This window comes from Neoroseomonas terrae (assembly GCF_018129025.1).
GTDB lineage: Bacteria > Pseudomonadota > Alphaproteobacteria > Acetobacterales > Acetobacteraceae > Neoroseomonas > Neoroseomonas terrae.
Genome location: NZ_JAAEDI010000007.1, coordinates 1 through 21,317 on the forward strand (window position 1 = coordinate 1; position 21,317 = coordinate 21,317).

Here is a 21,317-nt window from a genome sequence, read left to right on the forward strand (position 1 = left end):
CCCCCGCCGGCCGCGCGCGATCCCAGATGTCCCAGGCCGCGCGGCTGCGCTTTTCCGCATCCCGCTGCCGCTCCATGTCGGGCGACGCGGCGGTGCGGGGCCGGCGGGCCCAGGGGGCGGAAGCCTTCGCGGCATCGAGGTCGTTCGACAAACCGCATTCGGCGGCGCAGCGCGCCACGGCCTCGGGGAAGGTGCAGCCATCGTGCCGCATGACGAAGCCGACGACGTCACCATGCGCGCCGCAGCCAAAGCAGTGGAAGTTCCGCCGCGCCGGGTGCACCGCGAACGACGGCGACTTTTCCTGGTGGAACGGGCAGAGGCCCGACAGCCACTGGCCGCGACGCTTCAGCGCGACGTGGCGCGAGACGACCTGTTCGATCGGCAGCGCGTGGCGGATCTCCTCGAGGAAGGCTTCCGGCACGCGGCCCGCCTTGGTGCCCGACGCGTTCACCGCAGCGCGTCCTTCAGGACGGCGACCGCCTCAGGCCCGAGCTCCGCGTCGTTCAGCGCGAGCGCGGCGCGGATCGCGGCCTCGAGGCGCTCAGCGCGCGAGAGGATGACCAGGACAGGCGGGCGCTCGATCGCGTCTACCCGCATGATCGCATCCGACAGCGCGGTGCGGGCCGGGTTGTTCGTCGCTTCGTGCTGCGCTTGGCGCAGGGCAAACAGCGCGGCGCGATGCCCGTAGCGCCACCCCTCGACGGCGCGGTCCGCGTCGGTCTCGGCGGCGGACTGCGCAACGGCCGCACTCATGATGCGAGCCCGCGAAGGACACCGCCGGCCACCACGGCGAGGCAGGCAATGGCAGTGAGGAGAATCGCTTGCCCCTCGGTCATACGCGGCGCGCGCCTTCGATCGGCGTCGGCCATTCCTTCACCTGACGCTGGGCTTCGGCCTTCGCGTCCTCGACGTCGGCGAAAGTGGCCCGCCCGACGAGCTGCGGCTCGATATCGCCGGGCAGCATGTCGACTATCCAGGCCCACTGGCCGCGGTAGGGAACGACGCGGACGATGCCCTGCTGTTCCTCGCCGCAGAAGGCGCGCCAGCCATGGGCGTCGGGGCGCCAGGCGAGTGTCATGCCCGACGCTCCGGCGGCTGGTACTCCACGCGCCAGGTCGGGTGCGCGTTCACATCGTGCGCTGCGCCGTCGAATCGCACGCGCAGATAGTGCTGGTGGCTGGTGTGCTGGATCAGGACACCGGGCCTGCCATCCACCTTCACCCGCATTCCCACCTGCGCCGGCACCCCATAGGCGCGGCGGATGTATTCGTAGCTCATGCCCGCCCCGCCGCCGGCATATCCAACAGCGCCGACTTCTCGCGCGCGATGGTCCTGGCGATGGACAGCGAGCTGCCCGTCAGGCACGCCATGAATGCCAGCGCGCGCTGCGGATCCGGCACATGCACGGCGACGATGGAGATGGCCGCCTCCGTCAGGATCAGCACCTGTTCCGCCGGCGTCAGCGCGCGGTGCTTCAGCACGGCGAAGACGTGGTCGGCAATGTCGGACAGGCGGGAGGCATCCTCCGGCGTGTCGCCAATCGCGCCGAGTTCCGGCGGCACCGGTACCATCATGATCTTCCCCCCCCTTCCCGCTCTGCCTGCCGTCACTCGGTTTCGTTGGCGGTGACCAGCACGCCGAGCGCGGCTTCGACCGCGGCGGCGAGCTCGGCGAGTTCCGTGATGATCGCGGCGCGCTCGGCAGCGGTGACGCGCCCATCCTCCGTCGCGCGGGCATAGGCGGCGCCGACGTCCGACGCGCCGGCCAGCACCTGCGCCACGCTGCGGCCCATGCGCCCCTGCGCCGCGACCAGGGAGACGAGGCGGTGCCCCTGCAGGCGGGCGAGTTCCGCCGTGACGCGCGGGGTGCCGCCGACGCGCTCGAGATCCGCGATGACGTCGATCGGTGCGAGCGTCGTATCGAACTGCCGGTCATAGGCGCGGGCGATGTGGGCGCCGCTCACGCGCGTGGCGCTGGCGGCCGCGGCCAGGTCGCCGACGTCCTGGACCAGCAGGCGCGTCGCGGTTTTCAGCGCGGCGATGTCGACAGGCTGCATCATCCGCATGCGGCGGACCTCCGGCGTGACGGGTTCACGGTGCGGTGAAGAACGGGGGCCGGCAGGGTGCCGGCAGAGATGATCACGCCCACGCGACCGCTTCCCTCACCGCGCGCAGATGCGCGATGCTTGTCCCGTTGTTGGGGAGGGGTGGATGGACAATACGGTTGGCTTCGGCCGCCTGATCGGCTGGATCTGCATCGTCTGCGGTGCGGCGAGCATCGCCATCGGCTTCCTGGCCGGCGGCGATCCGAACTATGCCGAGATCGCCCGGTGCGAAGCCGAACGGGCGCTCGGCCGCCGCCTTGCCCCGTGCGACGCACCGCCGAACCGGCTGGTCCTGCTCGCAGCAGGTACGAGCGCCGTCGGATCTGGCATGGCGTTCCTGCTGCTTTCCGGGATCCTGGCAACCCTGGTCGGCATCCGCGCGAACCAGGAGACCGCCGGCCGCAACCAGCAGGTCGAGCGGCGGGCACCGGCCGACGGCGCCGTCGCTGCCAGCACCCCGACGTCGCCGCAACGCTACGCGCACCCGTCGGCGGGCCAGATCGAAGTCCCGGCCTACCTTGCCCGCAGCCTGCCGGATCAGCACGGGTTCACGCTCGGCACCCGGATGTTCGTCGAGATGCAGCAAGCGGCGGCTCGCGGCCTCGAGTTGACCGAGACCCAGGCCAAGGCGCGAGCGGAGGAGTGGCTCAAGGCGAACGGGCACTAGGCCACCTTCGCGGCGGGCGGCCCATCGCTGAGCGCCGCCAACAGCTTGGATGGCTCCACGCCGAGGATATCGGCGAGCGGCAGCACCGCCGACACCGGAACGGCCTGCTTTCGGGCCAGCCACTTACTCACCGTCGCCTCGGATACGCCGAGGCGTGCGGCGATGTCCGCCTGACGGATGCCTTTGTCCCGAAGCTGCTGACGAAAGCCGTTCATGCGCGCAGACTTAACGCTACCGAAAGTTTCGGGTCAAGCAACTCTTTCGGCTGCCTGCATTCCAAGTTCGTTGCACCCGTCGCATCCCTTGCGCATGGCAGATAAGTCACTCAGTGCTGAGGAAATCGAGCGCAACCACCGGTTCGCCGCGCCTCTGCGCGCGTGGATGAAACGCTCGAAGCACAACCAGAAGTATATTGCGGAACAATTAAATGTCTCGGAACCTACCGTGTCCAAGTGGTTATCCGGGAAACAAACAATGTCTGTGCCTACGTTTATGGCGATTGCCGGGCTACTGGGAGCGCGGCCGGAGGAGGCACTGGGAGGCCCGGAATATCGCGAGAGAGCGGCGCGCTATCAAAAGTTGAGCGAGATCGTTGCGCGACTTAGCGACGAACAACTGAAGGCTCTGGAGAACATCGCCGACCAGTTGGCGCCAGCGAGAACGGACGAAATCTAGCGCGGGTTTCCGCATACGAAATTTCGGTTGACTAAAGAATTTCGGCTGCGGCAATTTGCCCCCGTCACGCGACGGAGGCGATGCGCATGCCGGACATCCCCGCCCATTCCGCCGGCCCGTTCGATGGCCGCGGCCTGGGCTATTCAGCACCCGCCGGGTCACCGCCCGGGCCCCCGACCATCGCCGAGCTCTTCGCCCGCATCGAAGACCTGCCGATGGGTCTCTCGGGTCTCGCGCGCAGCCTGCTGAACGCCCCCGGCCTCACCACCGACCACCTGCTGATCTGGGCTGAAGCCGCCGACAATGGCGTCGAGGAACTGCGACTGCTGTTCCCGACGGGGTCGTTCGAAGGGGAGAAGTGGACGGCCTTCGCCGCCATCCTCCGCGATGCCGCCCCGCGCTTTCCGCACCCGCCCCGCCTGCCCGCCTCGGCGCGCGAGCGGGACGATGCGATGCGCGTGTGCGCCGCCGCGGCCGGCCTCGCCACCGCGGCGGGAGTGCCCGGCCGATGACCCGCCACCCGCATGCCATGTCGCGCCCGGCGCGGACCTGGCTCGCCTGGACGCAGGACATCGTCGGCGCCGCCTGCCTGATCGCGATCTTCGGCGTGCTGCTGTTCGCCGGCGTCGCGGTGTGCGGCGCATGAACCGGCCCCCCATACCGTGGCTCGAGCTCTGCGTCGCCGGCCTCGCGCTCTGGGTGCTGATCATCGCCGGCGTCCAGCAACTCGTCCTCGTCCTGCAGATCATGGAGATCTGGCCGTGAACGCCGTGACCATCACCGCCGCAGGCCTGCGCGCGGCCCTCGCCGGACTGCGCGACCGCGCGGCCGATCCCGGCCGCGAGCAGCCTGCGGATTACCTCACCGGGGGGATCGACCTGCTGGTCGCCTTGCTGCCGGAGGAGGACGCGGCGGCGCGGGCGCCCGTCACGCCGGTGTCGCTCGCCGAGCAGGTGCGCGCCGCGTTCGAAGCCGGCGTCGCCGGCGACACGCCTTCGGCCAACGATCTGCGGGACGCGGTGCGCTTCGTTGACGATCACGAGGCATGCCGCATGTGCGGCGTGGTCTATCACCACACCTGCATCCAGAGCTGCAACAGCGGCGAGCCGATCTGCGACCGCTGCCGGCCGGAGCTGATCGCGGAGACGGCGGCGGCCGAGGCGCAGTTTCAGGCTGCCTGCGCCGCGGCCGCGGCCCCGGCAGCCGTGGAAGCGCCGGCGCCGGCGTTCGCGCCCGAACGCTGGGCGCTGCCGACGGGCGACCTCGCCTATGCCACCCTCGATCAGCTGCTGCCGGATGCTGCGCTGCTGACGCCGTACCAGGTGCACGACATCATCGCGCCGGCAGTGCGTTGGGCGCTGCTGATCCCCGTCTGCGACGACATCGAGGATGAAGGCATCACCCTCAGTGGCGAGGCCGAATGGCGGACCTTCGCCACGGAGGCCGACGCGCGCGGCTTCGCGACCGGCCTGCACCTGGCGCCCCCCGACGCCGACGCGCATGTCGAGGCGCCATCCAATCCCCTGCCTTCGGCCGACACTACCGCGGAGCCGACTGCCTCCCTGGCATCCGCACCGGCCGAGGAGGCGCCGCCGACCCCTGAATCGGCGGCGCCTTCGCCCCCTCCGTCCGCGGCCACGGCGGAGGGGGCAACCCCTGTTGCGGCCGAGCCCGACAATGCCCCCCCGGTGACGCCCCCCGCGGCGGAGCTCCTGCCGAAGTCGCTCGCTGACGCGGCGGCGCGGTCAGCCCCCGCCGCTAGCAGTTCCGCCACCGATGAGCGCCTGTCACTGCTGCGGACACTTTGGGTGGATCCGTCCTGCAGCGTGTCGGAGATCTTCCGTCGCTGGAACGCGCTGCCGGGCAAGCCGCTGGTCACCAGCAATGCGCTCTACGGCCACGCCAAGAAGCTCGGCCTTTCGACGCAGCGCCCGGTGACGATGCCCACGCGATCGACCGATGCGCCGGCCGTCGCGCCGCCGCAGGCCGAACCGCGCATGAAGCAGGCCTGGCGCAAGCCGGAGACGCCGCTGCCCGCACCGAATGCGGCCGAGGCATCGCGCAGCTTCGATCCGAAGTCGCTGGACCCCGAGGACAACGGGCTGAAGGAATCGCGCGAGGTAACCACGGCGCGGGGTCTGCTCGGCGAGGGTTACGACGAATCCTACGTCGCTCGCCTCTCGCGCCTGTCGATCGACCAGGTGCGCAAGATCGCAGCGTCTCTGAAGGCCGCAACGGAGGCGGCGCAGGCCAGCCCCCCTTTCGCCGCGGCCGCAGGCGGCGAGGACACGGCGGCATGATCGCGCGCTTCGCCAGCATCGCGCCGCATGCGGACCGCAGCGCCGCCGCGCTGCCGAGCGGTCACCCCGCGATCGCCGGGGCGCGGACCGTGTTCCCCTCGACCGTCGTCGCGCCTGCGAAGTCGCCGCGCGTGCTGGTGTCCGGGCACAACAGCGCGAAGATCGGGAGGCGGGTGCTGAAGGGCCCGTGGCGCGGCCTGCCGATCTTCACGCTGACGCTGGAGGAGCGCGCGACCTGCCCCACCAGCTGCGGCCTGTGGCGCGAATGCTATGGCAACGCCATGCCCTTCGCGCGGCGGCATGCCCACGGGCCGGCGCTGGTGCAGCGCCTGGAGCGCGAGATCGTCGCGCATCTACGCGCCTCGCCAGATGGAATCGTGGTGCGGCTGCATGTGCTCGGCGACTTCTGGAGCGCCGGCTATGTCGCGGCCTGGGCACGCTGGATGGACGCGATGCCGGCGCTGCGGGCTTTCGGCTACACCGCATGGCGGCGCGACAGCGAGATCGGTCGTGCGATCGCGGCGTTGAATGCCGCGCACCCCACGCGCTGGCGCATCCGCTTCAGCGGTGACGGCACCGGCGACCACGCGCTGGCGGCAACAACGATCTGGCGCCAGCCGGAGGATGCATGGGTGCCCGAGGGCCTGGTCTGCCCGGCCCAGACGCACCGCACCGCTGCCTGCGCGACCTGCGGACTGTGCTGGCATCCGGCGATGGACGCGACGCGCATCGTCTTCATCGGGCACGGCATGCGCGGGCGCGGGCGGCCGCCCCGTCCTCACCGGGCCGTGGCGCCCACCACCATTGATCAGCAGGGAGCATCGGCATGACCCCCGACGATCCGGAGAAGACTTGGGTGCCGGCGGACTGGGTCGACGAGATCACACCGCCACCCCGCGCGACGCCTGACGCATGGATCGTTCTGGCGGCCGATGGCGCGCCGATGCTCGCCGGCTGCCACGACGGCCCGCTGGGTGATCGGACGCCCGAGGGAGGCGAAGACACGACGTCGTTCGGCAACCCGCGCCTCCTCCGCGATGGTGACGTCGTGGTTTTCATGTTCACCCGGAACTGGGGCACGGCGGTGCTCACGGTGAACCAGGACGGCACCTGGTCCGTTGATCGCGAGATGCCGCCCGAGGCGACGTCGGTGTGGATCCCGGGCGACCACGAGACAGTCGACGGGGACGTCGCTGCACTCGTCGAGAACTGCTCCCTGCAGCACGAAATCGGCGACCACGAGATCGAATACTTCGAGTGGTCGGATGGCGATCCCTTCGTCTTCGACGCGGCCAATCGTCGCTTCGTCGCGCAGCAGCCCGGCACGCCGTGAAGACGCTCGCCAAGGCGAAGGCGAAGGCCAAGCCCGCGAAGAAGCCGCCGGCGAAGAAGCCTGCCGCGAAGCGCCGCGCTGCGGCCCCGAAGGCGTCGAACCCCGCCCCGCTCAAGGCGTCGCAACCCCGCAAGAAAGGCCCGCCCCCGGTGAACGCCACCCTTCCCGCCGCCGCGCTGCTCATGCTCGCGCTCGACGAGCTCGGCATGAACGGCCCGTACCAGCAGCGCCGCACCCCCGCCGCCGCCGCGGAAGACGCCGGCCTGATCGAGAGCATCCGCGTCATGGGCGTGCTGCAGCCCATCCTGGTCCGCTGGGATGGGGAGGCGCGGCTGCACCAGGTGGTGGACGGGCATCGCCGCGTCACCGCCGCGCGCGCCGTCGGACTCGGCACCATCCGCGCCATCGCGGTGGAATCGGATGAGCGCACCAGCCTCGCCGCCGGCGTCGCCGCCAACCTCCAGCGCGCCGCGCTGGCGCCGGTCGACCAGTGGCGCGCGCTGGTGCACCTGCAGGAGAAGGGCTGGACGCTCGACGGCGCCGCCCTCGCCCTCGGCACGCCGCTGCGTCTCGCAAAGCAGCTCGACAAGCTCGGTCGGCTGCACCCCGACATGCTCGCCGCGATCGAACAGAGCGAGATGCCGAAGGAGGAGGAGCTGGCCGTCATCGCGGCCGCGCCCATCGAGGTCCAGGAAGCGGCGCTGAAGGACCCCGACCACTGGAGCCAGGTCAGCAAGACGAAGCGCGTGCCCCGCTGGCATGCCATGCAGGCTGCCTGCCGGGTCGATCGCATCCCGCAGTCCCGCGCGCTGTTCGACGCCGAGGCCAGCGGCCTGGTGTGGGAGGAGGATCTGTTCGCGCAGCCTGGCGCGAAGGACGCGATCACCACCCGCGACGTCAAGGGCTTCCTCGAGCACCAGCTGGAGGCGCTGCGCGCGCGGGCGCTTCGGGCGAAGAAGCTGCACATGGCGGAGTGGGATAACCGCACCGGCGGCCCGCGCCTGCCTGCCGGCTGGACCCGCACCTTCGAGCAGAAGGCCGTCGGCGCCGAGCGCTATGCGGCGGTGATCCCGATGGGCCCGCGCGCGGGCGAGATCCTGGAGATCTACGCCCTGCCGCCGGCGCAGAAGGTCGGGGCGGCCCCAAAGTCCGATGCGGGGGAAAACTCGTCCACCCCGGAGCCCAGGCCGGAGCTGGCATCCGGCGGTGCAGTGGACGAATCCGGTGACGAGGGCCAGGAACTAGCCCACCCCGGAGAGGACGAACCAGCGCCCTTCGAAGCAGCGCCGGCGGCGCCCCCGAAGGGTCGCGGCCCGCTGACCGAGAAGGGCCGCATCCTGGTCGCGGGGGCGAAGACCACGGCTATCCGCTGCGCTCTGCGCGACCGGCGGGACAACGCCATGGGCGAGATCCTGATGACGCTGGTGCTGGCGATCGCGGGCGACAACGTCACGGTGCACGGCGACCCGGCGACCAAGTACCGCCGCACGGATTTCCGCGACCTGGTGGCGCGCCTGGTGCAGGAGGACGGCACGCCGCAGCCGCTGGCCCTCAGCGAGATCATGATGATCGCGTCCGAGGCCGCCGCGCGCATGATCGTCTGCGCCCCGACCGGCGCCTACGGCAACACCAGCGGCGCGGCTGCGGAGTGGATCGGCATCGCGATCGCGGCGCATCGCGACATGCCGCGGCTCGACACGGAGGAAATCCTGGCGACCGCCAATGGCGACACGCTGCGCGACGCGGCACGCGCCGCCGGCATGCCAGTCGGCGGCAGCAGCAAGGCGCTGCGCGAGCGCCTGGTCGGGAATGTCGAGGGCCTGGCGCTGCCGGGCAGCGCCTTCGCCGCGCAGCGCCTTGCGGAATGGGCTGCGACGGAGAGTGGGTTCGCCTGCTGCCGGGACTGCGAGGAGCCGGAGGACTGCAAGGCGGCGGAGAAGTGCTGGGCCGGGAGCGAGGCGGCGACATGACGACGAAGCCCCTGTCAGAGGAGCAGCGCCGGCAGATATCCGCCGCCCAGAAGGCGCGGTGGCAGGACCCCGAGTATCGGGCAAGGATCAACGCGGCGCGCAATGCTGCGATACACAAGCCCGGCGTTCAGAAGAAGCGGCGGGAGGGCCAGAAGCGCTGGCTCAGCGATCCGGCAGTGCGGGAATTGCTGTCACGCAAGAGCCGCGCGACCTGCGGCACGCCGGAGGCACGCGAAGCCGCCCGCCAGCGGGGCAAGAAAAGGTGGGCGGCGATGACCGCCGCGGAAAAGGCCGTGACGGGAGAGCGGTCCCGGAAGCGGTGGGCTTCGCTGACGGACGCCGAGAAGGCCGTGACGAGAGAGCGGTCCCGGAAGCGGTGGGCTTCGCTGACGGACGCCGAGAAGGCAGCACACATCGAACGATGGCGGCAATCCTTTCGCATCCGGGCCGCCATCCGCGCCCCGATTCACGGCCCCGACGCTGGTTTCGTCATCGTCAGGCGCAAGCGGATTATCGTGCCGGAGTGGGTCAAGAAGGCCGGCCTGGCCGACGACTTTGCCGATGTCACAGCGACGGACGGCGAGGAGGCGGCGGCAGCGTGGTGTCGGTACCTCAAGCGCGAAGCCGAGCGGATCGCAGCATGACACCCATGTTCGCCGTCCTGATCGTCCTCGGTATCGCCGGTGCGCTCTGGATCATCGCGCGCGCCGTCGGCGACTTCCTCGCCGAGCTCGCGCGCTGGCTCGATCGGAGGGATGACCCCCGTGGGCGCTGACACCCTGATCGAATGGGCTGACCACACCTTCAACCCGTGGATCGGCTGCACGAAGGTCTCGCCGGCCTGTGACAACTGCTATGCGGAGACGCTGGCGACAGCGCGGCTCGGCGTGCAGTGGGGGCCGCATGCCGAGCGCCGCCGTACGGCGGAGAGCACCTGGCGCCGGCCCCTCGCGTGGAATCGCAAGGCGCAGCGGGAAGGCCGGCGGTATCGCGTCTTCTGCGCCAGCCTTGCTGATGTGTTTGACAACACGGTGTCGATCGCATGGACGGTCGAATTGCTCGACGTCATCCGCACCACTCAACACCTCGACTGGTTACTGCTGACGAAACGGCCGCAGTTGATCCGTCGTCGCTTCGAGGTGGCGCTCAAGCGCCTCAGCGAAGGCACCGAGCGAGGCGATCTGATCGAGTGGCTCGCCGGTTGGCTGCACGGCCGCGCGCCCGAGAACGTGTGGCTCGGCACGACGGTGGAGAATCAGGCGGAGGCCGATCGGCGCATCCCGCATCTGCTGTCCCTGCCGGCGGTGCAGCGGTTCCTGTCGTGCGAGCCGCTGCTGGGGCCTGTCGATCTGACTGCGCTTCCGAGCCATCTATGCAATGAGGAGAGGCCGCTGCTGCGGCTCGACGCCCTGCGCGGGCAGCACCGGTGCGGCCCGTTGGTAGCAGCAGACTGGAGCCGGATTCACTGGGTCATCGCCGGCGGCGAGAGCGGTCCGAAGGCGCGGCCATCGCACCCCGACTGGTTCCGCAGCCTGCGCGACCAGTGCCAGGCCGCCGGCGTGCCGTTCTTCTTCAAGCAGTGGGGGGAATACCACGGCGCCCGGCCGGTCTACCCCGGCGAGGATCCAACCTGGTCTAAGATCGCCGCAGAGCGCGAGTTTGGTCCGGGCACCGACCCTGAAGCCGTAGACCTCGACGAAGTCGGCGGCATCGAGGACTTCATGCGGGACTTCCCGCAGCTCGGCGTGATGTATCGCGACGGGCACTTCTATGACGGGCAGGAATGGCAACCGCACGTCCGCGCCGGATGCTGGTGGGTGGAGCGCGTCGGCAAGAAGGCCGCCGGCGCAACCCTCGACGGCCGCGAGTGGCGGGAGGTGCCGAGTGGCTGACCTCCCCATCTCCGAGCAGGAGTGGGACGCCATCGGGAATCGCGCCGACACGGCGGCCCGGAAGGCCCTCACCCAGCTGGCGCTGAAGGCCGTCAGGAAGCACGGGTCGAACGAACCCATCGCGCTCGTCGCATGTGGCGGGGCCCGTGCGGTGGGCGAGCTTGGGCGGATCGGCGTGCTTCCCGAACGGATGCACCTGGTCGAGGAAATGCTGGTCGCGTACCTGCGCGGCGCCGTCCGCGGCCTCGACCATCCGGTTCATGAGGACGGCCGCCCCCGGGATGGCGAGGTCGGTCATGCCTGACCTGTCAGTGCAAGACGCCCCGCGCCTCCGGCACATGAAGGCAAATATCGTCCCAGCTCAGCCTCGGCGCATGCTGGCTGCCGACCAGAACGCCGTCCGTGCTCAGCCAGTGTCCGATGTAGGCGATGACGGATGGGTGGCGGCAGATCACGTCGCGGCCGCGCTGCCACCGCTCCGCAATTCCATCGGTCTCCACGTAGCCGTACCGCTCCCCGTCGCAGATCTGGAACAGCCGCCCATCCGGGCCGACCGGCAGCACTTCGATGAAGGCTGGCATGGTGCGCCTCCGTTCTTCTTGTCGGCGCACTTTACAGTTGCGTGTGCTCACAGGGCCACAACTTGTCGCGAGGCTCGGCTATGAACGGCGGCCCACACCGCATCCAGCGCCGCCGCGAGAAAGGCTGGCGCATGCCGGCCGGCGCCGTATACGTCGGCCGCCCCAGCGCGTGGGGCAACCCGTGGAAGGCCGAACTGGTCGACGGCGTCGGCTGGTGCTGCACCGACACGCGCACCAGCACCATCGAGCCGGCCCGCACCGCCGCCGAGGCGCACTCCATGGCCGTCGCGCACTACCGCGCATGGCTGGCCCAGCACCCCGACCTGACGGCCGCGGCCATCCGGGCCGACCTCCGCGGCAAGCCGCTCTGCTGCTGGTGCCCGGAACACCTGCCCTGCCACGCCGACCTTCTGATCACGATCGCCAATGCCGAGGCCCCCGATGCCTGACCGTCCCCTCACAGATCGATTCCTGGCTCTGGCCGAGGTGAAGCAAAAGGTCGGCCTCGGTCACAGCAACATCTATCGCATGATGGCAGACGGCCGCTTTCCCGCCGCCCGCCGCGTCGGGGAGAAGGCTGTGCGCTGGCTGGAATCGGAGCTCGACGCTTGGATGCAGGCCTGCCCAAAGGCGGGTATTGAAGTGGGTATCGAGGGCGAAGACCCGATCTCTGATCACATAAAATCAACGCACTAGCCCGAAATAGGGCCTCCTACTCGGGGAGCCAGAGGCCACTCTTAGCGTGTTGTGTTCGCGGCATTTGTAGGCGTGGGGCTTGCGCCCCCGTCTTCGCTTTCCCGCCGAACAAGAAGTTCCGCCGGCGCTCGCCCGCACCAGACGCAATCATGTGATCGGCCGAACCTTTGCCGGCGTCCCTGGTTTCCTCAGGATGGCACATCCAACCAGATCGTCGCGGCATCTATGGCTCGTCGTCCTCCTCCTGCTGCCGCTGACGGCGGCTGCGTGTAGCGTACAATCCGGTGCGGTTAACCTCCCCCGAGAGGCGTACAATAATTCAAACGGCGGATCGTGACCCCATCGCGGCGCCGCTGTCCCGTGCGCCGAGGGCCAGCGCCTTGGTAGATCCTCCTTTTCCCCAGCATCGCACACAACTTGATACGCTGGACTCGGCCTCGTTCGCGACGCCGGACCGCCTGCAGATTGCGGAGTGATTCTTCCTCGGAGAACCATGCCCTCGCGTGTTTCTCCGATCCCACGCCCGGAGCGTCGGGTTGCGTGCCAACCGCTTCACACCGCCGGGGCGCTGGCCGAATCCTCCCTGCCGCCCTAAGGTCCGGCCCGTGTCGTACCCGTCCAAGCACCTGCTCGCCATCGAGGGGCTCGAGCCGCCGCACATCGCGGATCTGCTCGACCTCGCCGAATCCTATGCCCTGCTCAACCGCAGCGGGAAGACCCAGCGCGACCTGCTCAAGGGTCGCACGCTGATCAACCTGTTCTTCGAGGATTCGACCCGCACCCGCACCAGTTTCGAGCTGGCGGGCAAGCGCCTGGGCGCCGACGTGATCAACATGTCCGTCAGCACCTCCTCGGTGAACAAGGGGGAGACGCTGCTCGACACCGCCTCCACCCTCAACGCCATGCAATGCGACCTTCTGGTGATCCGCCACGCGCAATCGGGCGCGCCGGCGCTGCTGTCTCAGAAGGTCGATGCCGCGGTGATCAATGCCGGCGACGGCACGCATGAACACCCGACCCAGGCGCTGCTCGACGCCCTGACCATCCGCCGCCACAAGGGTCGGCTGGAGGGGCTGGTCGTCGCCATCTGCGGCGACATCACCCATTCCCGCGTCGCGCGGTCGAACATCCACCTGCTGACCACGATGGGCAGCCGCGTGCGCATCGTCGGTCCGCCCACCCTGATCCCGGCCGATGCGGCGCGGCTTGGCGTCGAGGTCTTCACCGACATGAAGGCCGGCCTGGCCGGCGCCGACGTCGTGATGATGCTGCGCCTGCAGCGCGAACGCATGGTCGGCGGGCTGGTCCCCTCGGCCCGCGAGTTCTTCCGCTTCTACGGCCTGGATGCCGACAAGCTCGCCGTCGCCAAGCCGGATTCGATCGTCATGCACCCCGGCCCGATGAATCGCGGCGTCGAGATCGACAGCGCCATCGCCGACCACCCGACCCGCAGCGTGATCGGCGAGCAGGTTGAGATGGGTGTGGCCTGCCGAATGGCGGTGCTCGACATCCTGGCGCGGCGGCTGCCGCGGAACAGGTGAAGGCGCCGCGCCGCGCGACGCCGGGCGACGCCGCCGCGCTGCGCGACCTGGTGCTTGCGGCATATACGCCCTGGGTCGCCATCATCGGCCGCCAACCAGGCCCGATGACCGACGATTACACCGCCCGGATCGCCGCCGGCGAGGCATGGGTTGTCGATGGCGCCGGCGGCCTGCTCGGCGCCATCATCCTTGAGGACACCCCGGACGGACTGCTGATCGACAACGTCGCCGTGGCGCCGGAAGCACAAGGCATCGGCCTCGGCCGCACGCTCATGGCCCTCGCTGAAGCCGAGGCCCGCCGCCGCGGCCACGCGCGCCTCTGGCTCTATACTCATGAGAAGATGACGAGCAACGTCATCCTCTACAACAGGCTCGGCTACGTCGAGACGCACCGCGCCGAGCAGTCCGGCTTCGCGCGCGTCTTCATGGCGAAGGCGCTCGACGCGCCGGAGTGACATCCGCCGCAACATCTCCCGACGCGCCGCGTTCTTCCCTGCAGGCGTCAGGGGAGAAAGCCATTGCCCGCCGGTTCGGCAACGAAACTGCATGACCTGCGGACCGGCGTTCCTATCTGGCTGCCCGATGGCGACCGCAGCGGCCTGGGCGCGATGCCGCGCGAAAGTCTCACCGCCGATGTCGTCATCATCGGAGGCGGCATCTCCGGCGCGTTGCTGGCCGACGCAGCCCTGAACGCCGGCCGGCAGGTCGTGGCCATCGACCGTCGCGGCTTCGGCCTCGGCTCGACCGCAGCCAGCACGGCGCTGCTGCAGTTCGAGCTCGACATGCCGCTGATCCAGCTCACTGAGCGCGTCGGCGCCGAACGTGCCGCGCGCGCCTGGTGGCGTTCCGCCGCCGCACTCGACGTATTGCGGGGGCGCATCGCCGATCTCGGCCTACGCTGCGGCTTTCGCGAGCGCCATACGGCCTACCTCCCCGGGAACATCCTCGACACCGCCGGGCTGAAGGAGGAGGCCGCGGCACGGTCGCGCATCGGCCTACGCTCGCGCTACGTCACGGGCGATGAGCTACGCGACCTGACAGGCATCGAGCGTCGCGGCGCGATCTGGTCAGCCGGCGCGGCGGAACTCGACCCCGTGAAGCTGACGCGCGGCCTGTGGCGCTCGGCACGCGAGCGCGGCGCCGTGCTGCTTTCCCCCGCCGATGTGCAGGACATCTCGCCGACGCAGCGCTCGGTCACGCTCACCCTCCACGGTGGCATCGAGATCAGGGCCCATTCCGCCGCGCTCGCCACCGGCTATGAGTTGCCGAGGATGCTGAAGCCGCGCGGCTATCGCGTGATATCGACCTGGGCGATGGCGACGTGGCCGCAGAGGCGCCGGCTCTGGCCCACCCATTGCCTGATCTGGGAAGCGGCCGATCCCTACCTCTACCTGCGCACCACGCTCGACCATCGCATCCTCATCGGTGGCGAGGACGAGGATTTTGTCGACGAGGACAGCCGCGACGCGCTGATCCCCCGCAAGATCGAGACGCTGCGCCGCAAGCTCGGCCGCCTGTTGCCGGAGGTCGATGACCGCGCCGATTTCGCCTGGACCGGCTGCTTCGGCGCGAGTGCGACCAGCCTGCCAGCCATCGGGCCGGTGCTGGGAGCGCCGCGTTGCTTCGCGGTCCTCGGCTATGGCGGCAACGGCACGACCTTCAGCGTCATCGCCGCGCAGATGTTCCAGCGCTGGCTGCTCGGCCTGTCAGACCCCGACAGGGACATCTTCGGCCTCGACTGATCACAGCCGCTCGGCCGGGATGATGGAGATGGAGCCGTTCGCCTCCAGCACCGCGAGGCCGATATCCTCCATTCGCAGGATGCCCTGGCGCTCGCGGGCAGCCTGGAGCACGTCGGCCGCGTCGATCCGTGCGCGCCGGAGCTGGTCGGGCAGCGGCGTGCCGCGCATCACGATGATGGTCGGCTGGCCTTCCAGCAGACGCTCCAGCCGGCCGGCTTTCCGCTTCAGCAAGGACAGGGCGACGTCGATCGACAGCAGCGTCGCGACCGCCAGCACGGCCGTCGTCAGTGAGTTGTCATTGCCGATCAGGGCGGGCTGCGCGGCCTCACCGATCACCAGCAGCAGCACGAGATCGAAGGTGGTGGTCTGTTGCAGCGACCGCCGTCCGGTGATGCGGAACAGGATCAGCAGCGCGACGTAGAGCGCGATGGCCTTGAAGACGGTTTCCATCGTCAGGGCAGGACCAGGGTACGGAAGCTTGCCGCTGCGCCGCCGGCCGCGACGCTCACGTCGGCGATGCCCGGCCGCTGCGGCTGGACGGTCAGCACGGCCACGCTGCTGTCCTGCAGATGCAGCGTCAGCGCCTGGCCGCGGCGTGCCTGCCCGTCCGGGGCCGGCTCGATGTTCAGCACCTCCAGCCAGGGCAGCGCGTCGGAGGTCAGCGTCACCTGCCGCGCGCCGGGCGGCAGGGTGATCGTCCATCGCGTCGCGCTGTCCTGCCGGGTGACGGCGTCGTGGCTGACCCGCAGCGCCCCGTCAGGCGAAGCGCTCTCACCCCGACTGAACGGCCCGTCCCCCAGCGCGCCGGCCGCCCCCGCCAACACCAGCCCGCCCATCAGGGCCCAGCCGATACGCTGCATGGTCCAGATCCGCCGCTGGAAGGCCGGATCCTCGCCGACCAGATGACGGAATTCGTCGAGGCTGGATTGCGGTGGCACGGCGATTTCCCCCCGGAGCGGCCGAATGCGGCGATCTCGGCCACATGGAACGCGGCGCGGTGTGGCGGGTTGCCCGGCGGGCCATGGCGGGACTCGCCGGGCGGTCTATAACTCGCCCCCGATGCGCGACCTTCTGATCACCAATGCCCGACTGATCGACCCTGCAACCGGCCTCGACGGGCCGGGCGCGCTGCTGGTGCGGGGCGGCGCGATCGCCGATCTCGGCGCCGGCCTGACCGCATCGGAGGATGCCGAGACGCTCGATGCCGGCGGCGCCTGCCTGGCGCCGGGGCTCGTCGACCTGCGCGCCAATCTCGGCGAGCCTGGCGCGGAGCATCGGGAGACCATCGCATCGGCCGCCGCGGCCGCTGCGGCGGGCGGCATCACCACGCTATGCGTCCTGCCGGATACCGATCCGGCGCTGGACGACCCGGCGCTGTTGTCCTTCGTGATCCGGCGCGGCGAGGTGACGGGCTCGGTCTCCCTGTTGCCTTACGGCGCCGCGACGGTGGGCTGCGCGGGCAAGGAACTGGCGGAGCTGGGCCTGTTGCGGGAGGCCGGCGCGATAGCCTTCACCGACGGTGCGCGCGCGATCGGCAATGCGCGGACGATGCGCCTCGCCTTGTCCTACGCCCGGGCCTTCGGTGCCTTCGTGGTTCAGCATCCGGAGGAGCCGACGCTGGCCACCGGCGGCGCGGCAACGGAGGGCGAACTCGCGACCCGGCTTGGTCTACCGGGCATCCCGTCGGCGGCGGAGGCGATGATGGTCGCGCGCGACATCGCCCTGGCGCGCATCACCGGCGGGCATGTGCATTTCGCCCATGTGTCGACGGCTGCGGCGCTGGAACTGATCCGCGCGGCGAAGGTCGAAGGGCTGCGCGTCACGGCCGATACGGCGCCACCCTATTTCGACCTGAACGAGACGGCGATCGGCGATTACCGGACCTATGCGAAGCTGTCGCCGCCGCTGCGGACGGAGGCGGACCGGCAGGCCGTGGTGGCGGCGCTGACGGACGGCACCATTGATGCCGTGGCCTCCGACCACCAGCCGCGCGACGCGGATGACAAGCGCCTGCCCTTCGCCCAGGCCGAGGCCGGCGGGGCGGGTCTGGCCACGCTGCTCGGCGTGACGCTGGCGCGGGTGCATGGCGAGGACCTGACGATGCTGACCGCGATCGGGCTGCTGACGCACCGACCGGCGGTGCTGCTGGGGCTCGACTGCGGGAGGCTCGCGAAGGGCGCGCCGGCCGACCTGGTGCTGTTCCACCCCGACCGGGGCTGGAAGGTCGAGGCCGGGAAACTGCCCGGCAAGGCGCAGAACTCGCCCTTCGACGGGCGAGGGCTGGAAGGTCGCGTGCTGGGCACCTGGAAGGCCGGGCGGCGGGTGTTTGGGGCATGATCACCGACCCGTCGATCGGCTTCGCTGTCGCGCTGGTGGTCGGGTATCTGATTGGGTCGGTGCCCTTCGGGCTGATCCTGACCCGCGCCGCCGGCCTCGGTGACATTCGCGCCATCGGGTCGGGCAATATCGGCGCGACCAATGTGCTGCGGACGGGCAACAAGGGCATTGCTGCCGCGACGCTGCTGCTGGATGGCGCGAAGGGCGCCGTCGCCGTGCTGCTGCTGCGGTGGCTGGCGCCGGACCAGGACCTCGCGAGCGGCACCGCCGCGGTGCTCGGCCACCTGTTCCCGGTCTGGCTGGGGTTCCGCGGCGGCAAGGGCGTTGCCACGGCCCTCGGTGTGTATCTCGCCGCCATGTGGATGGTGGGCGTGGCCTGCTGCGCCATCTGGCTGGTGGTCGCGAAGGTGGCGAAGAGGTCCTCCGCCGCATCCTTGACCGCCTGTGCGGCAGCGCCGGTGCTGGCGTTGCTGCTGTATGGGGCGGAGTACGGGCTGCTTGCCCTGCTGGTCGGCGCGCTGGTGTTCTGGAAGCACGAAGGGAACATCCGGCGGCTTCTGGCGGGGACGGAGCCGCGGATCGGCGAGAAATAAAAGGTACTTTACGACTTTAGGCCTTTATTCCGCGGACCGGTTTCGGACAAATTCCCCGATTGAGGGGTTCGTTTTGGGACCCACGGCGCGGGGGAGCCCCGGCGGATCCCGGCTGCATCGAACTCGGACCCAGCGTGGCTAACGACACGGCTCTGCTCACCGGCAAGGGGTCGCCCGACCACACCTGTGGTCCGGAATGCTTACGGGAGGCAGCAGGGCCGACGCGCAACGGTGGCGCGGGCCATAAAAATGATCGACAGGTGGAAAGAGCGGGAAATAGGAACATATAGAGAACTTTGACGCCGCGCAAGATGCGGGAGAATTTCTATCCTTGGTTGATGAACCGGCCGTCCTGGCGTTTCATCCGCGCCCCTACCCCCGGCATCCTGCGTGCGAACCCTGTTCAAGCTGATCCGCTTCCTTCTCTCCCACCCGCTGGCCGGCCGGCGGCCCGGGCGCACGGCGCTGCGGGTTCTGGGCTGGCAACTGGGCAGTCGGCTGACCGGCATGCCCGCCGTCCTGCCCTTCGTGCCGCCGACTCGACTGCTGGTGCGACCCGGCCTTTCCTCGGCCACTTCCTGCCTCTATGTCGGGCTTACCGACCTCGCCGAGATGGGGTTCACGCTTCATCTGCTACGGCCAGGCGACATGATGGGCGATGTGGGCGCGAATGTCGGCGTCTATACGGTTCTCGCGGCGGGTGTGGCGCAGGCGGATGTCGTTGCGGTCGAGCCCGCCATCGCGACGCTGCCGGCGCTGCATGACAACATCCGGCTGAACGATCTCGCCGATCGGGTGCGCGTGGTTTCGACGGCGCTGGGCGAAGCGGCGGCTGAGCGGCGCGTCTCGACGGGACGCGGCACGACGAACCGGGTGCTGGTCGAGGGCGATGCCGACGATGCGGCGCCGGTGGTCCTCGCCACGGTGGATGAGGTCTTCGCAAACCGGGTGCCGCTGCTGCTGAAGATCGATACGGAAGGCTACGAGCACCGCATTCTGCTCGGCGCGCGCCGCTTGCTGGCGGATGCGGGTCTGCGCGCGATCATCGTCGAGACGGCCGGGCATCTCGGGCGGTATGGCGATGCCATCGAGGCGCTGGACGGACTGTTGCGCGGGTCAGGGTTCAGGCCGTTCGACTATGATCCGGCGAAGCGCGCCCTGACGGAGCGCGCGTCGTGGGGGGCGCCGAACACGATCTATCTGCGCGACCGGGGGTTCATCCAGGATCGCTTGGCGGCGGCGCCAGCGTTTGCGGTGCTGGGGGAGCAGTTCTGAGAAGCAGGGCCGCGTGTATCGGGTCGGCCGTTGCTACGTGTCTTTGCCAGAGCAGTGGCTCTTGTCGGCATGAGCAGCATGAATGTCTCGCATCCCGATGCGCCTGACGCGTCTGTCGATGGGCAGGCCCGGACAGGTCGCTACGACCGCCGAGGCAAGCATGGAGGCGCGTTGAGCCATGACGGTCCGGAACGGCCGCGCGCGCCGGACCTGCTGCTCGAAGGGGCCGCTCGCCTCCTGGCGCGGTCATGCATGATGGCCGGTTCGACGGGTCGCGGCAGTCGGTGCGGTCGTCACGGCGTGAGAGCCGGCGCGCTTATACTCGACAGGCGCGCCCCTGGATCGCCAATAAGTTGAATATCGTTCTAGGGTGCTGCCATGCTTCCAAACATCGCACCAAGTCCCGGCGGGCTCCGGGGTGACACGGTTATCCTGGCGGGCCTGGGGGCCCATGGCAGATGCCCGCATCCGACATGGGAGTCGGCTCGGGGGCGGCGCCCCCGATGCTGCCCGTGACCCTCGCCCGTCTTCGCCTTGCCCGCACCGACGGTATCGGCCCCCTCACCTTCCGCCGCCTGCTCGCCCGGCATCCATCGCCCCAGGCGGCGATCGACGCCGTGCCGGGCCTCAACCCGCGCTGGCAGCTCCCGTCGGAAACCGAGGCGAAGCGGGAAATGGCAGCGCTGGCGAAGCTGGGCGGCCGGTTCGTCTTCCTGGACGACCCGCATTACCCGCCGCTGCTGGCGCTGCTGCCCGATGCGCCGCCGGTGCTGGCGGTGATGGGCGATGCGTCGCTGCTGGCCGCGCCGGCGGTGGCGGTGGTGGGCGCGCGGAATGCGTCTTCCGCCGGGCGGCGCATCGCGGAGGAGCTGGCGGAAGCGCTGGCGGGCAAGGGGCTGACCATCGTCTCCGGCCTTGCCCGCGGCATCGATACGGCAGCGCATGAGGGCGCGTTGCGGGCGGGGGGGACGGTCGCGGTGCTGCCGGGTGGGATCGACGTCGCCTATCCGCCGGAGAATGCCAAGCTGCTCGCGCGGATTGCCGAGCGCGGGGCGGTCGTGGCGGAAAGTCCGCTCGGCACGGCGCCGCAGAACCGGCATTTCCCGCGGCGTAACCGGATCGTCTCCGGCCTGTCGCTGGGGATCGTGGTGGTCGAAGCGGCGCATCGGTCCGGCACGCTGATCACCGCACGGCTTGGGCTGGAGCATGGGCGGGAGGTGTTCGCCGTGCCGGGCAGCCCGCTGGACCCGCGATGCCGGGGGTCGAACGACCTGATCCGGCAGGGCGCGCATCTGGTCGAGACGGCCGAGGATGTGCTGGACCACCTGCCGGAACAGCCGCGACAGGGACCGTTGTTCGACCCGGCGCGGATGACGGACGGACCGGCCGAAGGCGGGGAGGACGAGCCGGACGGGCTGGGGCCGCCGCCGGAAGGTACCGCACAGATCCTTGATTTAATTGGTATGTCACCGGTATCGGTTGACGAGGTGCTGCGGCGCTGCCACCTGACGCCCCCGGAACTCCAGGCGATCCTGACGGAGCTGGAGCTCGACGGCCGGGTGGAACTACTTCCCGGCCACCGCGTCATGCGTAGTCCGAACGGGTGAATCC

General features: G+C 69.9%; 32 protein-coding genes. 22 read left to right on the forward strand and 10 right to left on the reverse strand.

The features are described from left to right. The 6 genes from GXW78_RS07655 to GXW78_RS07680 form a co-directional block, all read right to left on the reverse strand. A partial coding sequence (locus tag GXW78_RS07655) for a CHC2 zinc finger domain-containing protein (RefSeq protein ID WP_338147705.1) occupies window positions 1–451 on the reverse strand: 451 nt, incomplete at its 3' end. Continuing rightward, on the reverse strand, window positions 448–753 hold the full coding sequence (locus GXW78_RS07660; RefSeq protein WP_211867563.1) for a hypothetical protein: 306 nt from the start codon (window positions 751–753) through the stop codon (window positions 448–450). The genes GXW78_RS07655 and GXW78_RS07660, both read right to left, overlap by 4 nt. A gap of 79 nt (window positions 754–832) precedes the next feature. Further along, a complete protein-coding gene (locus GXW78_RS07665; protein WP_211867565.1) occupies window positions 833–1,078 on the reverse strand; it encodes a hypothetical protein in 246 nt (81 codons plus the stop codon). After that, complete coding sequence (locus GXW78_RS07670) at window positions 1,075–1,278, reverse strand: hypothetical protein (protein ID WP_211867567.1); 204 nt, start codon at window positions 1,276–1,278, stop codon at window positions 1,075–1,077. Before GXW78_RS07670 ends, GXW78_RS07665 begins: the two co-directional genes overlap by 4 nt. After that, on the reverse strand, window positions 1,275–1,574 hold the full coding sequence (locus GXW78_RS07675; RefSeq protein WP_211867569.1) for a hypothetical protein: 300 nt from the start codon (window positions 1,572–1,574) through the stop codon (window positions 1,275–1,277). Before GXW78_RS07675 ends, GXW78_RS07670 begins: the two co-directional genes overlap by 4 nt. 32 nt (window positions 1,575–1,606) lie before the next feature. After that, a complete protein-coding gene (locus tag GXW78_RS07680) occupies window positions 1,607–2,059 on the reverse strand; it encodes a hypothetical protein (protein WP_211867571.1) in 453 nt (150 codons plus the stop codon). Window positions 2,060–2,210: 151 nt separating this feature from the next. Here GXW78_RS07680 and GXW78_RS07685 point away from each other — a divergent pair, with 151 nt between their 5' ends. After that, window positions 2,211–2,771 (forward strand): hypothetical protein, encoded by a 561-nt coding sequence (locus GXW78_RS07685; RefSeq protein ID WP_211867573.1) that lies wholly within the window; start codon window positions 2,211–2,213, stop codon window positions 2,769–2,771. Here the strand turns inward: GXW78_RS07685 and GXW78_RS07690 are convergent. Beyond that, entirely contained in the window at window positions 2,768–2,986 is a 219-nt protein-coding gene (locus tag GXW78_RS07690; RefSeq protein WP_211867575.1) for a helix-turn-helix domain-containing protein, read from the reverse strand. The two genes, GXW78_RS07685 and GXW78_RS07690, sit on opposite strands and share 4 nt — an antisense overlap. Window positions 2,987–3,080: 94 nt before the next feature. On the opposite strand from GXW78_RS07690, the gene GXW78_RS07695 reads away from it, so the two are divergent. From GXW78_RS07695 to GXW78_RS07740, 12 genes are all read left to right on the forward strand, one after another. After that, complete coding sequence (locus tag GXW78_RS07695) at window positions 3,081–3,446, forward strand: helix-turn-helix transcriptional regulator (RefSeq protein ID WP_211867577.1); 366 nt, start codon at window positions 3,081–3,083, stop codon at window positions 3,444–3,446. Between the two features lie 86 nt (window positions 3,447–3,532). Next, window positions 3,533–3,958 (forward strand): hypothetical protein, encoded by a 426-nt coding sequence (locus tag GXW78_RS07700; RefSeq protein WP_211867579.1) that lies wholly within the window; start codon window positions 3,533–3,535, stop codon window positions 3,956–3,958. Next, complete coding sequence (locus tag GXW78_RS07705; protein WP_211867581.1) at window positions 3,955–4,092, forward strand: hypothetical protein; 138 nt, start codon at window positions 3,955–3,957, stop codon at window positions 4,090–4,092. The genes GXW78_RS07700 and GXW78_RS07705 overlap by 4 nt, the downstream gene beginning before the upstream one ends. Then, the gene (locus tag GXW78_RS28240) at window positions 4,089–4,211 is read left to right on the forward strand and encodes a hypothetical protein (protein ID WP_272876806.1); all 123 of its coding nucleotides are present in this window, start codon (window positions 4,089–4,091) and stop codon (window positions 4,209–4,211) included. The genes GXW78_RS07705 and GXW78_RS28240 overlap by 4 nt, the downstream gene beginning before the upstream one ends. After that, window positions 4,208–5,746, forward strand: a complete 1,539-nt coding sequence (locus GXW78_RS07710) for a hypothetical protein (RefSeq protein ID WP_211867583.1) — start codon at window positions 4,208–4,210, stop codon at window positions 5,744–5,746. The genes GXW78_RS28240 and GXW78_RS07710 overlap by 4 nt, the downstream gene beginning before the upstream one ends. Further along, entirely contained in the window at window positions 5,743–6,576 is an 834-nt protein-coding gene (locus tag GXW78_RS07715) for a GP88 family protein (RefSeq protein WP_211867585.1), read from the forward strand. Before GXW78_RS07710 ends, GXW78_RS07715 begins: the two co-directional genes overlap by 4 nt. Beyond that, window positions 6,573–7,079 (forward strand): hypothetical protein, encoded by a 507-nt coding sequence (locus GXW78_RS07720; protein WP_211867587.1) that lies wholly within the window; start codon window positions 6,573–6,575, stop codon window positions 7,077–7,079. The genes GXW78_RS07715 and GXW78_RS07720 overlap by 4 nt, the downstream gene beginning before the upstream one ends. Continuing rightward, window positions 7,076–9,049: a ParB/RepB/Spo0J family partition protein gene (locus GXW78_RS07725; RefSeq protein WP_211867589.1), complete on the forward strand. Its 1,974-nt coding sequence runs from the start codon at window positions 7,076–7,078 to the stop codon at window positions 9,047–9,049. Before GXW78_RS07720 ends, GXW78_RS07725 begins: the two co-directional genes overlap by 4 nt. Next, window positions 9,046–9,693 carry a hypothetical protein gene (locus GXW78_RS07730; RefSeq protein WP_211867590.1) on the forward strand — a complete coding sequence of 216 codons (648 nt, stop codon included), beginning with the start codon at window positions 9,046–9,048 and terminating at the stop codon, window positions 9,691–9,693. The genes GXW78_RS07725 and GXW78_RS07730 overlap by 4 nt, the downstream gene beginning before the upstream one ends. Then, window positions 9,690–9,824, forward strand: coding sequence for a hypothetical protein (locus GXW78_RS28245; protein ID WP_272876807.1), 135 nt, complete (start codon window positions 9,690–9,692; stop codon window positions 9,822–9,824). The genes GXW78_RS07730 and GXW78_RS28245 overlap by 4 nt, the downstream gene beginning before the upstream one ends. Next, a complete protein-coding gene (locus GXW78_RS07735) occupies window positions 9,805–10,941 on the forward strand; it encodes a phage Gp37/Gp68 family protein (RefSeq protein WP_246521962.1) in 1,137 nt (378 codons plus the stop codon). The genes GXW78_RS28245 and GXW78_RS07735 overlap by 20 nt, the downstream gene beginning before the upstream one ends. Further along, a complete protein-coding gene (locus GXW78_RS07740) occupies window positions 10,934–11,245 on the forward strand; it encodes a hypothetical protein (protein WP_211867591.1) in 312 nt (103 codons plus the stop codon). The genes GXW78_RS07735 and GXW78_RS07740 overlap by 8 nt, the downstream gene beginning before the upstream one ends. A 4-nt stretch (window positions 11,246–11,249) precedes the next feature. Here the strand turns inward: GXW78_RS07740 and GXW78_RS07745 are convergent, their stop codons facing one another. After that, entirely contained in the window at window positions 11,250–11,522 is a 273-nt protein-coding gene (locus tag GXW78_RS07745) for a hypothetical protein (RefSeq protein WP_211867592.1), read from the reverse strand. A gap of 80 nt (window positions 11,523–11,602) precedes the next feature. Between GXW78_RS07745 and GXW78_RS07750 the strand changes: the two genes are divergently transcribed. The 5 genes from GXW78_RS07750 to GXW78_RS07770 all read left to right on the forward strand — a co-directional run bounded on the left by GXW78_RS07750 (window position 11,603) and on the right by GXW78_RS07770 (window position 15,501). Next, entirely contained in the window at window positions 11,603–11,971 is a 369-nt protein-coding gene (locus GXW78_RS07750; RefSeq protein ID WP_211867593.1) for a DUF4326 domain-containing protein, read from the forward strand. Continuing rightward, window positions 11,964–12,218, forward strand: a complete 255-nt coding sequence (locus GXW78_RS07755; protein ID WP_211867594.1) for a helix-turn-helix transcriptional regulator — start codon at window positions 11,964–11,966, stop codon at window positions 12,216–12,218. The genes GXW78_RS07750 and GXW78_RS07755 overlap by 8 nt, the downstream gene beginning before the upstream one ends. Before the next feature lie 605 nt (window positions 12,219–12,823). Then, entirely contained in the window at window positions 12,824–13,759 is a 936-nt protein-coding gene (locus GXW78_RS07760) for an aspartate carbamoyltransferase catalytic subunit (RefSeq protein WP_211867595.1), read from the forward strand. Beyond that, window positions 13,756–14,214 (forward strand): GNAT family N-acetyltransferase, encoded by a 459-nt coding sequence (locus tag GXW78_RS07765; RefSeq protein WP_211867597.1) that lies wholly within the window; start codon window positions 13,756–13,758, stop codon window positions 14,212–14,214. The genes GXW78_RS07760 and GXW78_RS07765 overlap by 4 nt, the downstream gene beginning before the upstream one ends. Before the next feature lie 63 nt (window positions 14,215–14,277). Continuing rightward, window positions 14,278–15,501, forward strand: coding sequence for an NAD(P)/FAD-dependent oxidoreductase (locus tag GXW78_RS07770; RefSeq protein ID WP_211867599.1), 1,224 nt, complete (start codon window positions 14,278–14,280; stop codon window positions 15,499–15,501). On the opposite strand, the gene GXW78_RS07775 is transcribed toward GXW78_RS07770, so the two are convergent. Together GXW78_RS07775 and GXW78_RS07780 are read right to left on the reverse strand one after the other, a co-directional pair. Continuing rightward, window positions 15,502–15,951 (reverse strand): DUF421 domain-containing protein, encoded by a 450-nt coding sequence (locus GXW78_RS07775; RefSeq protein WP_211867601.1) that lies wholly within the window; start codon window positions 15,949–15,951, stop codon window positions 15,502–15,504. Between the two features lie 2 nt (window positions 15,952–15,953). Then, on the reverse strand, window positions 15,954–16,439 hold the full coding sequence (locus GXW78_RS07780; protein WP_211867603.1) for a hypothetical protein: 486 nt from the start codon (window positions 16,437–16,439) through the stop codon (window positions 15,954–15,956). Window positions 16,440–16,560: 121 nt separating this feature from the next. Here GXW78_RS07780 and GXW78_RS07785 point away from each other — a divergent pair, with 121 nt between their 5' ends. From GXW78_RS07785 to dprA, 4 genes are all read left to right on the forward strand, one after another. After that, window positions 16,561–17,838: a dihydroorotase gene (locus GXW78_RS07785; RefSeq protein WP_211867605.1), complete on the forward strand. Its 1,278-nt coding sequence runs from the start codon at window positions 16,561–16,563 to the stop codon at window positions 17,836–17,838. After that, the gene (gene plsY / locus GXW78_RS07790) at window positions 17,835–18,431 is read left to right on the forward strand and encodes a glycerol-3-phosphate 1-O-acyltransferase PlsY (RefSeq protein ID WP_211867607.1); all 597 of its coding nucleotides are present in this window, start codon (window positions 17,835–17,837) and stop codon (window positions 18,429–18,431) included. The genes GXW78_RS07785 and plsY overlap by 4 nt, the downstream gene beginning before the upstream one ends. Window positions 18,432–18,821: 390 nt before the next feature. Then, window positions 18,822–19,706 carry an FkbM family methyltransferase gene (locus GXW78_RS07795; protein WP_211867609.1) on the forward strand — a complete coding sequence of 295 codons (885 nt, stop codon included), beginning with the start codon at window positions 18,822–18,824 and terminating at the stop codon, window positions 19,704–19,706. A 503-nt stretch (window positions 19,707–20,209) separates the two neighbouring features. Next, the gene (gene dprA, locus GXW78_RS07800; RefSeq protein ID WP_211867611.1) at window positions 20,210–21,313 is read left to right on the forward strand and encodes a DNA-processing protein DprA; all 1,104 of its coding nucleotides are present in this window, start codon (window positions 20,210–20,212) and stop codon (window positions 21,311–21,313) included. Window positions 21,314–21,317 lie beyond the last annotated feature (4 nt).